The sequence below is a fragment of the Deltaproteobacteria bacterium genome, from assembly GCA_021737785.1.
In the GTDB taxonomy this organism is placed as follows: domain Bacteria; phylum Desulfobacterota; class DSM-4660; order Desulfatiglandales; family Desulfatiglandaceae; genus AUK324.
Genome location: JAIPDI010000013.1, coordinates 23,178 through 37,967, shown reverse-complemented (window position 1 = coordinate 37,967; position 14,790 = coordinate 23,178). Strand labels below are relative to the sequence as shown.

Below are 14,790 nucleotides of genomic sequence, written 5' to 3'. Positions count from 1 at the left end.
GGCTAAGCGTGCAGTGGAAGGATGGCCATATTTTTTTTGTTTTTCATGACGGAAGACCAGGGCATAAGGTGCTATTATTCTATTGCCCGGGAATCTCCTTTATGATAACAGACAGAAAAATCTTGTTTTCACAGGTGAACCATCATGTCTCAAAAAAATAATAGTGTTCCCCCTGATCATCCTGAAGATATCCATACCATACGAACCAAGGAGATCATCTATGCGATCCGCAGATTGATGCAGGCAGGGGAGCATTATACAAAGGAACTGAACAAGATATACAATGTGAGCGCGGCTCAGATCAACTGTCTGATCGCCCTTCACGAAAACGGCCCCCTTTCCCCGTCCCAGATTGCGAGACATGTGATGGTCAATTCCAGCACGGTTACGGGTATTATCGATCGGCTGGAGAAAAAGGGGCTTGTTGAACGATCACGGATCTCACATGACCGCCGGGTGATTACGGTGGAGTTGACCCGAAGCGGAAAAATACTCGCTGAAAATGCCCCGCCCCCCATACAGCACAAGATTATTGACGGACTTAACAAGCTTTCTCCCAGCGATATCGACGACATTGCACTGACCCTGAAACGGCTCACCGACATGCTGGATGTGCAGGATCTGGACGTCACGTAGCATGGAGCAGGGAGCATGGGGCATGGAGCATAGGGCTTCCCCGCTGTTTCCCGTCCTCCCTGCCCCGTGAAACAACTCCGAAGGAGTTCCCGAAGGGGTTTCACCGGGGTGTCCTCTCTTCCCGATAACTGATAACCCCTCTCCCCTTTCCCCTTTCCCCTTTCCCCTTTCCCCTTTCACCTTTGAGCTTTCAGCTTTCAAGCTTTCAGCTTCCATTTACCGATAACTGATAACCCCTCTCCCCTTTCCCCTTTCCCCTTTCCCCTTTCCCCTCTCCCCTTTCCCCTCTCCCCTTTCCCCTTTCCCCTTTGAGCTTTGAGCTTTGAGCTTTCAGCTTCCACCTTACTACTTATCCCCAATAATTTAAATACATTAAAACAAAATCCAAGATTTCCTTGACACGCCATATTGTTTGCTGTATGATTATTTCAACTCAAATAACATGATATGATATCATATGTTGTCGCATGGTATCAAATCAAATCAGGAAAAACCCTAAAAATAGTTGTGTTTTTGTAACCCTGTAGGCCTCTGAAAAAATTGGCAAAAGGCCGGCCCCAACATCCGATGACCGCTTTATCTTCGAGCTAAAGTGATACGGATTTTTCTATGTGCCATCCGGCGGCGGGCGGGTTGAGCGGATGTCCCGGCTCAAGATCGGATTCTGATAACCTTTAAGAGGAGAGAATAATGAATACGAAACAGGTGGAAGCATCAAAGGCGGTCTTAGGTAACGACGCCGTCGAAATGCTGCTCAAGTCGCATCAGGATGCGTTGTGGATATTGGAGAATCTGGGCGTCGGCTGCACGCAGCCGGAGATGCAAGAGGTGTTTGAGCCCTTTACGGCCGAGGGTGAGGCCGTGGTCTATGATAATCGGATATATGTGACATCCGGGCTGGTTGAGAGATGCCTTGAAACGGTCCCAGGGGTATCCGACTTTTTTGTCCCCCGCAACAGCTTTTTCATCGGGGGAACGGCCCCCTATGTGTATGACGACGAAAAAGGGACCGGAGGTATATTTCCCACTCCTGAACATGCCAAACGTATTGCACAGATCGCCGATGCCCGTGAGCCTGTAGCCGGGATGGGGAGGGGCATTAAACTGAAAGACGAGGTCATGCAGATGAATATCATGGCCGAGAATTGCAGCAAACCGCTGTATTTTGCGGTGACCTCGGATAAATCGCTGGAGCGGGCCAAGGAGATCTACGCCGAACGAAAGGATATCATGGTCGTCTTCTGCCTCACGCGGCCCCCGCTGGAGGTGAATGAAAACTTTTCCGACCATTTTGTAAAGGTAGTCAAAGCGGGCCTTCCGGTCTTTATCTCGGCGATGCCGATGGCCGGCATCAGTGCACCTTATTGTTATAACGGGGTGCTTTCCATGACCCATGCCGAGGTCCTCTTCGGCATCTGCGCGGCCCAGTTGCTCAACCCCGGCACGACCTGCGTCCATGCAGGCTATCCGACCATTGCGGATCCCAGTATTGAATACAACCCGAATTACGGACTGGTCAGCCATAATCTCTTGAACATCCTTATGGCCCACCTGAACCTTATGCTGGATATCCCGACCTTTCAGAGCGCCGGAACCACCCATGAAGAAGACCCCACGGAAAAGGCCTATGCCGATGCGCGGATGGGCCAGGCACTCTGCAAGAAATATGGGGTCCATATGATCCGCCATCCGTTTGCCTTTCTAAGATACCTGATCGATTTCTCCTTTGAGAAGCTGGAAAAATCCATCCAGATCGCCCGGGAGGTCACCCCTGAGGATGCACCGGAAATAGAGATACCGGTGTACGACGATCGCGGTATGGATTCCATCAGAAATATCGGTCTGGGAATGTATATGGAAGATCCCCTGACCACAGCCAACCTGGGCAGGATTTTCGTCACATAATAGAATAGGTCATTTTAACTGTCTCGTGATTTCCGGCGAATCCACTGGAGTTCTCGAATTCATCGCCTGTTACGGGACCATCATATATGGAGGTTTTTTCAAATGGCAAGTATTTGCGGAATCGTATCGCAGCATGGAAAAATTGAAGAGGACAGCACCAAGCCGCTGGGAAAGATGATCAAGCTGACGCGGCACCGTGGGCCGGATAATGTCCACGTCAGAACGCTGCCTGACAATCGCGGGGCCGTCGGGGCATGCGAGATCAACCTGGGCCCCAGGACCACCCACTGCACGTCGATCAATAACGATCCCCCCTATATCCTGTTTGACGGGGAACTCTTCAATGATCGGCCGGAGGGTCAAAGCGATCTGGATTTGTTCATAGAATACTGGGAAAAGTATGAACGGAATTGCTTTTCACGTTTGGATGGGAGTTTTGTCTGCGCAGTGGTGGAAAAGGACGAAGAGGTCATCCTTGCACGGGACCCGGTGGGTGCCAGACCTCTCTTCTTTGGGGACCACGACAACGTATTTTATTTCTGTTCTGAAATGAAAGGGCTCATCGATCATATTCAGTTCGACGTTCAGGAGCTTGCCCCCGGGCAGATATACAGCACCAAGAAAGGGTTGAAGGAGTATGACCCCTTTGTTCCTGAAACGCCCCAACTCGGCCACCTGCATGAGGCCATAAAGACAGTGAGGGAACTCATGATACAGGCCGTTCGGAAGCGGATGGAAGGGGTGGAGGCCGTATCTTTGAGCGGAGGACTGGACAGTTCTATTATTGCTGCCATTGCAAAGGAGTACAACCCCGACCTGAAGCTTTTTACCGTGGCGGTTCAGAGCGCGCCCGGACCGGACCTGGAAAACGCTAAACTCATGGCGGATTTCTTGGGGCTGAAACACTACATCTATGAAATCACGGAATCCGATATCGTGGATTTCGTCTCCGATTCCATATGGTATCTGGAAAGCTTTGATGAGGACTGCATATCGGGAATCCTTTCAAACTACTATGCCTCCAAGATTGTAAAGTCTCACAGCAATGCCGTGTTGGTGGGGGAAGGCGCCGATGAGTTGTTCGGCGGCTATCGGATGGTCCTGAAAAACCCCAAGGTCAAGAGTTCGGAACAACGGGAGCGTCTGGCCCAGAAACTGCTGGATATTTCCTATAACACGGCCCTGAGAAGACTGGATCGGGGGTGGATGGCCAATTCAGTGGCCTATAAAGCCCCTTTTCTGGATTCAAGCGTGGTGGCCTTCAGCAAGAAGATCCCCATGGACTGGAAGATCTACGGCGAAAATCAGGTGGAAAAATATATCCTGCGGGAGGCCTGCAGGGATATGCTTCCCGAGAAGATCGCCAATCGGGAAAAACTGCGGTTTGCCATGGGGTCGGGCATGGATGATGTGATGGATGAGCTGGTTTCGCGGAAGATCGATCCGGGCGAGATCAAACAGAGACCCAAAGCCGCTTACGGCCTGCCGTTTGCCACATTCAAGGAGTTATACTATTACGACGAGTTCTTGAAGCTTTTTCCGCCTTCATACGAGAAGCAGACCATTCGCTGGGACCCATTCAAGTAAGATGCCCATGTAACGCTTTACATGGATTCAGGAATTGGGGAATTGAGGGATTGAGAAGTTCCAGCGTTCCATTATCCCGATATCCCCATTGGGGCAAACCCCTAAAATTATAGATAAGGAGTTAGTAATGGCATTTCCTACACAATATAAGTACATTATCATCGGCGCCGGGATCCACGGCCTGAGCACGGCCTGGCACCTGGCAAAGGAATTGAAACAGAGAAAGCGGGGATCGGGCAAGGATGTCCTGGTCATTGACAAGGGATCCATCGGCGCCGGGGCATCCGGCATCGCCTGCGGCGTCATCCGCAACAACTATTTTCAGCCCGCCATGCGCGAGCTGATGGCCCACAGCGTTGCCCTGTGGGAGGAGGACGGGGAGGCCTACGGCTATCATCCGGTGGGCTACATGCAGATATCTCCCGAATCCATGCACGCCGATGTCGCCGAGATCTATGCGCAGCAGAAGGATATCGGCTACCAATCCCTATTCATCGAAGGCGAAAAGGACTGCCTCAACTATATGCGGAAAAATGTCTTTGACGACTGGCAGGCCCGGGAGATCACCTCTGTCCTCCACGAGAAGATGGGTGGTTATGCCAATCAGATGCGGTCCCTCTACCGGTTGGCGGACAAGGCCGAGGCCGAAGGGGTCCGCATCCTCACCGGGGTGACGGTCACCGGGTTCAAGACCGATAAAGACTCGGTGACGGCTGTCGAGACCTCTGACGGGGATATTCAATGCGACTGGGTGGTCGTGGGACCCGGTCCCTGGGCCAAGGGCTTTTGGGACATGCTGGACCTTCCCAATGAGATCGATATCAAGGGTCCGGACGGGGTTATCCATTCCGGAAATCAGATGTGGACCTACTGGTGCCTGGTTGAAGGCACCCTCGGCGTGGATCCCGGATATGCCATGAACAACCAGGGAAAGATGCCCCCGGTCATCCACCTGGATTCGGAGGCCCCGCTTCATTCGAGTGAGGACGGGTCTCTGATAACGGATCAGATGTGGGGCATCTATTACAAACCCGACTTCAGCTTCGGAGGCGTTCAGGGGGGAGCGGCGCCCTACATTGTGGAGGGAGAGGTGAATGTGGATCCGTACGGGATCGATTCTCCTGATTTTACGGTGACGCCCGAGTTCGTTCACATGTGGACGTCGGCCCTGGCCCATGCCCAGAAACGGTATGAGAACACCCATCAGAAATACAAGGATGAGCCCTCCGGGGGCGTGGGCTGTTTTACGCCCGACTGCTTCCCCATTTTTGATGCCATGAAGCAGAACTGCTATATGATCCTGGATTCCAATCATGGATACAAGATGATCGGCGTGGGCAAGCTGGTGGCCAAAGAGGTGATGGGGGAAAGGCAGCGCCTTCTCGAGCCGTTTCACTTTGATCGCTACGAAAAAGGGCGGTTGCATCCGGTCTCTCACAGCCCCTTTCCATGGAGCTGATGGAAGATCAGAGATCGGGCTTTTGATTCTTACAAGTTCACGCTGAGAACGCATCTCCCACAATCGCCTGACCCGAAGCGACACCAGAAGAAGGTAAGAAGGTGGTAAGGTGAGAGGGTATCAACTGTCTCGAAATAGTACCGACATCTTCGTCATGCCGGACTCGATCCCCGCAAGTACGGGAACTGGATTCCGGCCTCCGCCGGAATGACCGGTTAAAGACAAACATGAGACGGTTAATGAGCCCATAACCGCAGCGGGCTGCCGGAAACGCGTGGTTTTCATCGGATGGGGATTGAGGGATTTGGGAGCTTGACGGTTCCTGATTGAGTTTTGTGATGGACGTAACCATTCTCGGTTCAGGGGGATGCATGGTGATCCCCAAACCCCTCTGCCAATGCCGGGTGTGCAAAGAGGCGAGGTCGAGGGGCAGGCCCTACGAGAGGACAGGCCCTTCCGCCTTTCTGCACGACGCCCATCTTCTTATTGACACCCCGGCAGAGATCGCCCTTCAGTTGAACAGGGCCGGAATCGATCGCATCGATTATCTCATGTTTACCCATCTCGATCCGGATCATGTGGAGGGGTTCCGGGTGGTGGAACAGATCACCCTCGATTTTCGCACCTGGAAGGCCTATAACGGCAAGAAAATCCGGCTTATCCTGCCCCGGACCTTGATGGACAGAATCAGGGATATCCGTTCCATATACGGCCCTCTCATCGATTTTTACGTGGCGCAGGGGTTTGTGGAATGCAGGGTTTTTGATCGGACCACGCAAATCGGAGACATCCGGGTGACGGCCATTCCGGTGGATCGCGGTTCCCAGACATCATTTATCTATGTCTTTGAAAAACAGGACACAAGGATGATTTACGCACCGTGCGACATCAAACCGTTTCCCGAGGGTCGAAGAGAGGTTGCGGGGGCCGATCTACTGGTAATCCAACCCGGTATGTTTGAAGACCGCCTCAAACACGGCTTCGCATATCCGTGGGATCATATTTCGAGAAAGACCCTTTACACCTTTGAAGAGACAACGGCACTGGCCCGGAGAATCCGGGCGAAAAAGGTCATCTTTGTCCACATGGAGGAATACTGGAACAGGGGCCATGACGACTACCGGGCCCTGGAGAAGGAGTTGGACAACATGGCGTTTGCCTATGACGGCATGCGTGTGAGGGTCTGACGGAAAGGATAGAAAATTCATGAATTTTAATATGAACGGCATTCTTGAAAAAATACATACCGACGCCCTCAGGGTCCTGGAGGAGGTGGGGGTCAAGTGCGTTTCCAAAGAAGTGCGGCAGATCTTTGAGGATACCGGACTTGCGGCATTTGATGAAGACGCGGGGCATATCCATGTCCTGACCCCTTTGATTGAGCAGGCCCTTTCCACGGCGCCCAAGAGAGATCAGTACTGGATCCCGGAGGATTCCTTTGGGGTAGGCGGGACGGCCCCATTCCTGTATGACGATGAGACCGGGGAGCTGGTGGAACCCACCTTCGATCACCTGGCCCGCATCGCGGCCATCGTGGAAGCGGCGGACGTGATCCGGTTCATGGCAAGGGGGGTCTTGATCAAAAAAGAGGAAGTCAAGGTCATGGATACGATTGTGGAGAACTGCACCAAGCCGATCTACGTGGCCGCGGTGACCGATGAAGGGATCGACCGGGCACTGAAGATCCATGAGGGCCGTGGAAACATCACGGTCCAGTTCTCCATTATCAACAGTCCCCTCAATGTCATCGAGAGCATGATCGACCCGTTTCTGTCATGCATCAGGAAAGGGATCCCCATCTATGTCTCCACCATGCCGATGGCGGGGCTGTCCGGCCCCTATTCCATGTCGGGACTCGTGACCCTGACCCATGCCGAGGCCCTGTTCGGCATCACCCTGGCCCAGCTGGTCAATCCCGGGATTGTGGTGGTTCACGCGGGTCTTCCTTCCATCGCCAATATTCAGAAGAATTATGCCGTGGATCTGGGCCTCAAGTCTCATAATATCGCCAACCTGCTTCAGGAAAAGGTGAACCAGCAGCTGGATATCCCTTCGATTCAGACCGCCTGCACCACCAGCCAGGATCGACCGAATGAGGAGGCCGAAAAAGAGGCGGCCTACGGCTTCGGCCTGATGAAAAAATACGGTTTTCACCAGATGCGGCATTCCTTCGGGTTTTTGAGGGAGCTGATCTCATTTTCCATTGCCAAGCTGGAAAGGCATGTGGAACTCTGCCGGGAAACCGGCCCTGAGGATGTCCCGGATCTTGAAGATGTGCCCTATGATCCTGAAGGTTTCGAGGCCATTATGCGCAACGGGAGCCAGGCGAATTACATGAGAGACGATCATACTCTCAAGAATACCGGAAAATACTTTCTGTCATGAGACTGCGGGGGACGGACCAATGAAGGCGGTGATCTATCAGACCTATCCGATTCTGTTCGATCTGAAGGCCAATCTGGATGATGTGATCGGGAAAATCCATCAGGGAAAGGACCAGGGCGCCCAGTTGATTGTTTTTCCCGAACTTGCCCTGACCGGCTATTTCGTGGGACAGCGATATCATGAACTGGCCCTGAAACTGGATTCCACAGAGATTCAGAAAGTGGTGTCGGCCACAAAGGGGACTGCCGCCATAGTGGGCTTTATTGAAGAATCCCCGTCCATGAATTTCTATAACTCCGCCCTGGTGGCGGTGGACGGTGAGATTTCCTATGCCTATCGGAAGCTCAACCTTCCCAATTACGGCGTGTTTGAGGAACGCAAATTCTTTTCTCATGGAAAACAGGTTCCCGTGTTCAAACTCCATGGGTTCACTGTTGCCGTCTTTATCTGCAATGACCTCTGGCACCCGTCCCTCCCCTATCTGGGGGTGGTGCAGAAGGCGGATATTTTTGTCACCATTTTTAATTCTTCACAGGGTTCCATGGGAACCGAATTTTCCAATATCGAGAGCTGGGGCGTGATCAACAAGTTCTATTCCCGTATTTTCGGAATCTATAACATCTGCGCCAATCGTGTAGGCCAAGAGGCGTGGAGGGAAAACGTGTCCATGCTGGCGGTCGAGACGGCCAGCCTCAGCGCCGCTGAGAGGGCCGCCAGGCAACCGCAAAAGGAAACCTTCAGCTTCTGGGGGGGGAGCGAGATGGTCAACCCCTTTGGTCAGCAGATCGCCAAGGCCGCCCTATACGAGCAGGATATGATTTCCGGGGAGATCTCGAGAGACCTCCTGCGACAGAAGCGGATCTTGCTCCCGTATCTGCGGGGGGATGACCCCTACTTTACCCATCGGGAATTGCAGCGAATTCTTTATGGCAAGGGGAACGACGGTCCTGTTTTTTGACATTGAACTTCAGGTCTTCTTTTTGTGATGGGTTGACCTCGGAGACAGTTAATATTATCATAAAACATGCAAAAGGCATTCACCGCCTTTTGAGTGGGAATGGGACAACGATGTGCATACTCATAAATCATAAATCAGGGAGGCGTTGATCGTAAGAGCAGTTTTGATGTTGCCGGCATTCACCTACACACACCTGAAATATGTTCAAGATGGTTTCCTGTTTTTTATCGCACTTGCCACCATAGCCCTGTTTATTTTAACGCATTTTTCCATGGCAGAGGCCGGGACAATGGACGTTGCTTTTGGAAAGGATGATCTTTCTGCAACCATTGAGCAATCGTCTCTCAAGGCGGTCATCGAAAAAATTGCAGAGAAAGAAGACATATGGGTAAAGGGCGCTGAAAACCTGTCAGATGAGCTATATTCTGTTGAATTTGAGGATGTGAGTATCCGCGATGCGATTGAAAGGATGCTTGAACCATTCAATTGTTGTTTTTTCATCGACAGGGAAGGGGGGCTAGTGGGCGTAATTATAGTGAGCAAAAAGGACAAAAGGGGGGTGACCCGGCTGCGGCGTCCTCCCGGAAATGGTTTAAAGGGAAGACGCAGAAGGTAGTTGGCTGATGCGCAATAATGAATCGGCCTGAATGTAAGGAGGTTTTAGTTGAAAATGAGGCTCTCCATATTGGCGATGGCATCGTGTTTTCTGATGCTGATCCCGATGGCGGTGGAAGCAAAAGTGTGGGAGCGTGAGCTTCAGAATATGAAGGCCGCGTTTATGACCGGATATTTTCGAGCGCTTCATCTTGACATGGAAACCATCTCAAGATTAAAAGAAGACGAAGACGCCATGAAAAAATACATTCGGGCAAAGGCCAGGGAATATATGGATGAAATACGAAAGTTGAACCGTTAAGTGGTGTCCCGGTAACGGACACCCTGCCGGGACCGAAGGCCGGTCCGGGATATTCATTCCAAATCCCAAGGCGGCCTGACGGCCGCAACCAGAAAGGTACGGGTGCGAATCCCGGCAGTTTTTGAGCGCTGACTGATAAGGCACCAACTTCTCCGCATGGTGCAGAGAAGTTGCAAACCAAAGATTCCAGATAACAGGAGGTTTATTAACAGATGGAAGGGACTGTAAACAGCTATAGTGAACAGAAAGGTTTTGGATTTATCACTCGAGACGATGGGGAAGAGGTGTCTTTTTATCGATCTTCCATTATGATGGAGGGATACAGGAGACTGAACGGCGGAGATCGGGTGCTTTTTGATATTGCTGAGACCCCCCGGGGCCCTGAGGCCAAAAATATCAGAAAAGTCGGCCATGATAAGTCGACGCTTCACTGATTGAAGAGGTTTTGCAAAAGACCCCCTGCCGGGTCTTTTGCGATGTTTTTGGTGGCCTGGAGTGTTTGCCCTCCTAGGAGTTTAAATCGCTCAATCGGTGGAAAAGGACTGGTTGCATGGGAGTCAATAGAGGGTGTTGTCACACACGGCAAGGGTCTTTCAGACTCTCCGGCCGCCGGTCCTGCCTGCCGGTTTTGGCGCGCCCGCCCCGGGTCTTTTTTCTTTATGCACTGGTGGCGCTGTTTCTATGCGGGTGCCTCACCACCGTCAGCCGCGCAGAGGGAAACGGGGCTGCGGTCACCCATGTTGTAAAGCGGGGGGAGACCCTGAGCGGGATCGCCCTCGCCCATAAGGTGTCGGTCGAGCAATTGCGGGGATGGAACGCGCTTCGTGGGGACAAGATCTTCGTCGGGCAGCGTCTTCAAGTAGGCCCACCTGCACCGCCTGCGTCCTATGTGGTCAGAAGCGGCGATACGCTTTCTGAAATCGCCGCGCAATGCCGGATTCCCCTGTCTACCCTTCGCCTGTTGAACCGGATCAATAACGACCGGATTTATCCGGGGCAGGAACTCAAGCTGATCGCTTCCCCGGAAAAGGGCGCAGCGCCGGAGGAGGCGTTTGAGTATGTGGTCAAAAGGGGAGACAGTTTGTCCGCCATCGCCCGGCGATTCGATATGGGCGTGGGGCTGTTGCGACAGCTCAACCGTCTGACGGGGGATCGTATTTTTCCCGGGCAGCGGTTACAGCTGCGGCCCTCGTCCCTGGATGAGGCCGTTCACATCGTTCGTTCGGGGGATACGCTATCGTCCATTGCACTCAAGTACAAGACGACCGTGTCCGAGCTGGCCACTCTCAATGGTATTGAGGGGAGCCGGATCTTTGTCGGTCAGGAATTACGGCTCAAGAAGACCCCGGCCCGCATTCACATCGTGGAGCGCGGCGATGCGTTGTGGGAGATTGCCGAAGCCTATGGGATGTCGGTTGGGGAACTCAAGAAACTGAACGGGCTCTCCTCGGATCGGATTTATCCCGGACAGGAACTGCAGCTGAGCGCCACACAGGCGGTGCCCTACGCTGTATACACGGTCAAGTCGGGGGATTATCTGGGCAGGATTGCACGCCTGCACCAGATGAGCATTTCCGAATTGAAGAGCCTGAACAACATCCAGGGGTATGTGATCCATCCCGGAGAGAAGCTGAAGGTGAACCCGATCCTGCGCAGTGAAAGAGATGGGCGCATGCTTCGGGAAATCAATTGGGATAATCTGGTTCAGGTCTCCAGTAAATTCAGAAGAATTCCGGATGGGAATGGACCCTATTACGGCCAGTGCCCCAGGGCAAAGCAACAGTTGCATGCGGGTTACTATGAAGGACCCTGCCTCTCCCTCTGGCAAACGTATCTTCAGGCCCGGAGCCTCTTGCGTGCATTCGACCACGAAATCGATCGGCTCGGACGCCTGGGCAGCAGCCTGAAGGGCTGGCATATTGTACTGGATCCGGGTCACGGGGGGCTCGATCCGGGGGCCGTGGTGGTTAACCTGGACGGCAACGGCGAAAAGGTCTATGTGGTAGAGCACGAGTATGTCTACGATGTCGCCCTCCGGGTCTATGTATTGCTGCGGCTTCACGGTGCAACGGTTACCTTGACCGTGCTGAGCCCCAATCACCTGATCCGTCGTTCGGACCCGCCGACCCGGACATTCGTCAATGAGAAAAATGAGGTCTACAACAGCGAAGCATACAACCGGCAGAACCGGACGGCAAACTGGCCAAGGGGAGGCCGCAACGGAAACCTCTCATACCGCGTAAATATTGCGGCCAGGGCCTTCAAAAATGTGCCCAAACATCGCCGCATGTTTCTATCCTTTCATGCGGATATCGATCACCGATCCCCTGAAGCGCCTCTGGTCTTATATTACAGGAGCGGAACCGGCCGGTACGAAGACACTCCTTCCAGGAAATTTGCGCAATCTATTCTTCCATCCTTAGGCGCCGGGGCCTATGCCAGGGGTCAGAATCTCGGGGTGCTCCGGAAAAACCCGGCATATGTCAAAGTGATGTTGGAACTCCGCAATCTTGCCTATACCGACCACGCCTGGGCCCTTCGTTTTGAGGAGTTGCGACAGCGCGATGCGGAAAAGGTCGTCAAAGGCGTACTGAATTATGTCCGCAGGCAGAAGTGAGCAGCATACCGCGCCGGAGGCACATCGACTGAATGCAACGGATCAAACGCGCATCTCATTTCATGATATCTCTTCAGTACCTTATTTCCACTAACCCTGTAACAAAAAACAAGAGAATCTCTTTGTAATTCGGTATGCCCATTTCATTGATTCACACCCCGGTGAAACAAGAGCAAAAAATGGTTTCACAGGGCAGGCGGAGACACCCCGAGTGAAACGACACAGAAAAGGTTTCACCCCGGTTAAATAAAGAAAACAAAAGATTTAACTGGGCAGGCGGGGCAGGCAAAGAACACAGAGAAAAACAAAGATAATTCATTTTAAGGCCCTAAAATAAAAGCCCTTTGTGGCTTCGTGACTTTGTGTGAGTCGCGCCTTTTGGCAGCGCTTGTTCAGAAACAGGGACGGTCGTCGAGCGTCATGGCCCCTTATGGGTGCATTTCTTTTGATGCGCCTCTACCGGGCCTCTTTGCCGGATTTTGAGAAGTAAAATATCGCCTTCTACGGAAGGATACCGGATGCACCCTATTTACTTTCGGTACAATTTTCAGTGTAGTCTTATGGATAGCGGTGTAAGCATATTTTCAGGCGCGTTCAGACTGCCGATTCAACAATAACCCCAAAAAAAAGGAGAACATATTTCTATGTGCACCATATGCGGTCATTTTGTTAAAGACGGCAATATAAAGACAACGGATATCTATGACATGCTGATAAAGATGAGTCATCGGGGACCTGATTCTCACGGTGTTTATTTGGATCAAAGGTTAAGCAGGGCAGAGAATGTTGAGGACCTGAAGGAAGCACTTTTATATAAAAGCCATATCGCTCTGGGGCATTCAAGATTGACGATCGTGGGGCAGGAAAAGGCGACCCAGCCATATACGTCCTGCGATGGGAAGTTGAACTTGATTCACAATGGAGAGATTTACAATTATGAGAAGCTGAAAAGTCTTTTGCTCAGGCAGCACACGTTTAAGACGAGCAGCGATAGCGAGGTGATTGTACACCTTTTGGAGGAGACTTATCAGGGAGATCTCCTGGATGCCATGAAAAAGGTGGTGAACATTCTGGATGGGATGTATGCCCTTGCCGTAACCGACGGCGATTCGGTTGTCCTGGCCAGAGACCCCATCGGCAAAAAGCCCCTTTATCACATTGAAAACGAGGGCGTCACCTATTTTGCTTCAGAAAAAAAGGCCCTGTGGAATGGCAAAGATAGACCCGCGAGATTGAACCCCGGCAATATCCTGCATATCAAAAGCAGTGGTGTAAAAGAGCACGAGGGCTTTGCGCTTCAACTCCCCCAGATTGACATCGTGGATTTTCGGGAGGCCGTAGAGGCTTATAAAGAAGTACTGATCGGGGCCGTCAAAAAGAGGCTTACGGGGCTCAGGGAATCACGGATCGGCGTAATATTCTCAGGCGGTATCGATTCAGTGCTCATCGCGAAACTGCTCCAGCGCGAGGGAAAAAATATTACCTGCTACTGTACCGGTACCGGGGACTCGGGAGATATGGTGGCCGCGCGTGCGGTAGCCGAGGATATGGGACTCGACCTCAAGACGACCATCATTGAAGAAGGGATGGTGGAGGAAATCCTTCCGGAAATTATTCGGTCCGTTGAAGAAAGCGGCCTCCTTCAGGTCGAGGTCGCGATTCCGATGTATCTGGCGGCCCGGTTGGCAGCCGAAGATTCGATCCGGGTGATGTTCACCGGGCAGGCGGCGGATGAACTCTTTGCCGGGTACCCATGGTATAATGACGTGGTCCGCCAGTCAGGGTATCTCCGCCTCCATGAAAAACTCTGGGAGGACCTGACGTTTCTGTATACGGATACCCTCGAAAGGGAGGACAAGCTTACCATGGCGCATTCCATTGAACTGAGGGCGCCCTATCTGGATAGAGATGTCATTCAAACCGCCATGAAGATCTCTCCAAGGTTGAAAATCGAAGGGGAGCACGATACCCTGAGAAAACGGGTCCACAGACAGGCCTCGGTGGAACTGGGCGTCCCGCCCTATCTCGGGTTTCGGGCAAAAGATCCTGCACAATCCGGCTCCGGAATCCACGGGATCATTGAAAAGATCGCCAATAGGCAGGTTCACAGGATCGATGCCGATCTTGTGAACGAAAATCTCAGAAGGGATAAGGGGAGCCTGTATCGGTACGGCGACGATATCTATGGTGAAGATGGACCGCGATCCTATCTGCAGACCATAGAAGCAGAGATCCAGAAAAAATATATCCCCCCATTTCTGGCCAATCAGCATCGGCCGGAATCTGATGGACACCCGGTGTGCGATGCTGCTTAGATGATGCCTCGT

General features: G+C 52.4%; 13 protein-coding genes. 12 read left to right on the top strand and 1 reads right to left on the bottom strand.

Annotated elements, in window-relative coordinates:
* Window positions 1-144: 144 nt before the first annotated feature.
* Entirely contained in the window at window positions 145-636 is a 492-nt protein-coding gene (locus K9N21_08410; protein MCF8143925.1) for a MarR family transcriptional regulator, read from the top strand.
* 197 nt (window positions 637-833) lie between these two features.
* Here the strand turns inward: K9N21_08410 and K9N21_08405 are convergent, their stop codons facing one another.
* Window positions 834-1,043: a hypothetical protein gene (locus K9N21_08405; GenBank protein MCF8143924.1), complete on the bottom strand. Its 210-nt coding sequence runs from the start codon at window positions 1,041-1,043 to the stop codon at window positions 834-836.
* 283 nt (window positions 1,044-1,326) lie between these two features.
* On the opposite strand from K9N21_08405, the gene K9N21_08400 reads away from it, so the two are divergent.
* From K9N21_08400 to asnB, 11 genes are all read left to right on the top strand, one after another.
* Window positions 1,327-2,541 carry a trimethylamine methyltransferase family protein gene (locus tag K9N21_08400; GenBank protein MCF8143923.1) on the top strand — a complete coding sequence of 405 codons (1,215 nt, stop codon included), beginning with the start codon at window positions 1,327-1,329 and terminating at the stop codon, window positions 2,539-2,541.
* A gap of 102 nt (window positions 2,542-2,643) precedes the next feature.
* Window positions 2,644-4,128: a hypothetical protein gene (locus K9N21_08395; protein MCF8143922.1), complete on the top strand. Its 1,485-nt coding sequence runs from the start codon at window positions 2,644-2,646 to the stop codon at window positions 4,126-4,128.
* 127 nt (window positions 4,129-4,255) lie between these two features.
* The gene (locus K9N21_08390; protein MCF8143921.1) at window positions 4,256-5,587 is read left to right on the top strand and encodes an FAD-binding oxidoreductase; all 1,332 of its coding nucleotides are present in this window, start codon (window positions 4,256-4,258) and stop codon (window positions 5,585-5,587) included.
* A gap of 338 nt (window positions 5,588-5,925) precedes the next feature.
* Complete coding sequence (locus K9N21_08385; protein MCF8143920.1) at window positions 5,926-6,774, top strand: hypothetical protein; 849 nt, start codon at window positions 5,926-5,928, stop codon at window positions 6,772-6,774.
* Window positions 6,775-6,793: 19 nt separating this feature from the next.
* Entirely contained in the window at window positions 6,794-7,972 is a 1,179-nt protein-coding gene (locus K9N21_08380) for a trimethylamine methyltransferase family protein (GenBank protein MCF8143919.1), read from the top strand.
* A gap of 19 nt (window positions 7,973-7,991) precedes the next feature.
* Window positions 7,992-8,930, top strand: a complete 939-nt coding sequence (locus tag K9N21_08375) for a nitrilase (protein ID MCF8143918.1) — start codon at window positions 7,992-7,994, stop codon at window positions 8,928-8,930.
* A gap of 271 nt (window positions 8,931-9,201) precedes the next feature.
* Window positions 9,202-9,546 (top strand): hypothetical protein, encoded by a 345-nt coding sequence (locus K9N21_08370; protein MCF8143917.1) that lies wholly within the window; start codon window positions 9,202-9,204, stop codon window positions 9,544-9,546.
* Between the two features lie 48 nt (window positions 9,547-9,594).
* Window positions 9,595-9,846: a hypothetical protein gene (locus tag K9N21_08365; GenBank protein MCF8143916.1), complete on the top strand. Its 252-nt coding sequence runs from the start codon at window positions 9,595-9,597 to the stop codon at window positions 9,844-9,846.
* A 212-nt stretch (window positions 9,847-10,058) separates the two neighbouring features.
* A complete protein-coding gene (locus K9N21_08360) occupies window positions 10,059-10,280 on the top strand; it encodes a cold shock domain-containing protein (GenBank protein MCF8143915.1) in 222 nt (73 codons plus the stop codon).
* Window positions 10,281-10,396: 116 nt separating this feature from the next.
* Complete coding sequence (locus K9N21_08355; GenBank protein ID MCF8143914.1) at window positions 10,397-12,463, top strand: LysM peptidoglycan-binding domain-containing protein; 2,067 nt, start codon at window positions 10,397-10,399, stop codon at window positions 12,461-12,463.
* Window positions 12,464-13,107: 644 nt separating this feature from the next.
* Complete coding sequence (asnB, locus tag K9N21_08350) at window positions 13,108-14,778, top strand: asparagine synthase (glutamine-hydrolyzing) (GenBank protein MCF8143913.1); 1,671 nt, start codon at window positions 13,108-13,110, stop codon at window positions 14,776-14,778.
* Window positions 14,779-14,790: the final 12 nt, after the last annotated feature.